The 1634-nt window shown below is 61.2% G+C and carries 1 protein-coding gene; it reads left to right on the forward strand.

The features are described 5' to 3' along the window. The coding region (locus EN780_RS33700; RefSeq protein ID WP_128276411.1) for a GMC family oxidoreductase N-terminal domain-containing protein at positions 1-1572 on the forward strand (1572 nt) is incomplete at its 5' end. Positions 1573-1634 lie beyond the last annotated feature (62 nt).

The raw sequence follows: 1634 nt of genomic DNA on the forward strand, positions 1-1634 counted from the left end.
GTCAGTGGCGGCGGCTCGACTGGCTGCGTGATTGCCTCGCGGCTTTCGGAAAATCCCGATGCCTCGGTCTTCCTGTTGGAGGAGGGGCCGCGCGACTTCAATCCTTACATCCATATACCGGGTGCCTACTACAAGACTGCTCAAGGATCGCTCCTGAAACGAATTGCCTGGGAACCGACCTCAAGCCAATCGCGAAGCGAGCAGCCGACCATGGTGCAGGCCCGGGTGCTGGGCGGCGGCAGTTCAGTCAACGCGATGATCTATATCCGCGGCGCTCCGTCCGACTATGCGCGGTGGGAAGCGCTCGGTGCGGATGGCTGGAACTACGCCGATGTACTGCCCTTCTTTCTGCGTTCCGAAGACAACAACCGTTTCTGCAATCAGGCTCACGCGGTGGGCGGACCGCTAGGCGTTTCCGACATCGACCACATCCACCCCCTCACACGTGCCTGGCTGCAGGCGTGTCAGCAGGCCGGGCTGCCCTATAATCCGGACTTCAATTCGGGCGACCAGGCCGGCTGCGGTCTTTACCAGATCACCGCCAAAAATAATCGGCGAAGCAGCGCCGCAACGGCCTTCATCAAGCCCGCCCGGCACAGATCCAACTTACAGATTCGAACAGGTTCCACTGTCACGCGAATAATCGTCGAGAAGGGGCGTGCCGTCGGTGTGGAGTACGTAGCAAAAGGCCGCAAATGGGTGGTTATGGCCAGTCGCGAAGTGATCCTGTCGGCGGGTGCGATTGCCTCGCCGAAATTGCTGATGTTGTCGGGAATTGGGCCCGCCGGCGCTCTGCGCGAACATGGCATTCCTGTTGTTGCTGACCTGCCGGGCGTCGGGCAGAACCTCCAGGACCATATCGAGATATCTCTCGTCTATCAGTTGAACGGACCCCACAGCTACGACAAATACAAGAAGCCGCACTGGAAGGCCGCTGCCGGTCTGAACTACCTCCTGTTCAGGGATGGTCCCGCTTCGTCGAACCTCATCGAAGGGGGAGCGTTCTGGTGGGGCAATACAAGCGAGGCCATCCCGGATGTGCAATACTTCATGGTCGTGGGAGCCGGCATCGAGGAAGGCGTCGACGCCGTCCCGGGTGGGAATGGCTGCACCATCAATCTTGGGCAGATCAGGCCGCGGTCTCGAGGGGAAGTGACGCTGAGAAGCGCCGATCCCTACGATAATCCACGCGTTGCACCGCGATATTTTTCCGACACCTACGATCTCGATGCCGTGGCTGAAGGCACGATGGGCGCGTTCGAGATCATGGAGCAGCCCGCCATCCGCCGCTACATTGCCTCAAGGCAGATCCCGTCCGCGGGCACAGCGACGCCACTCCAGGTGAGAAAGTTCTGCCAGGAGGTCGCGCATCCGGCGCTGCATCCCGCCGGCACCTGCCGGATGGGCAAGGACGGCATGGCCGTCGTTGATTCCGAGCTTCGCGTCCACGGTATCGAAGGACTCCGCGTGGCGGATGCTTCGGTCATGCCAACGCTGATATCCGGCAACCCCAATGCTGTGTGCATCATGATCGGCGAGAGGACCGCGAACTTTATCCAACAGGGCAAGTAGGAACGCGGCTCCGCCCCGAGGACCAGCCTCACGCGCTCGCTGGCCAGCACGCCGGTGATGAT

This window comes from Mesorhizobium sp. M4B.F.Ca.ET.089.01.1.1, assembly GCF_004022605.1.
GTDB lineage: Bacteria > Pseudomonadota > Alphaproteobacteria > Rhizobiales > Rhizobiaceae > Mesorhizobium > Mesorhizobium abyssinicae.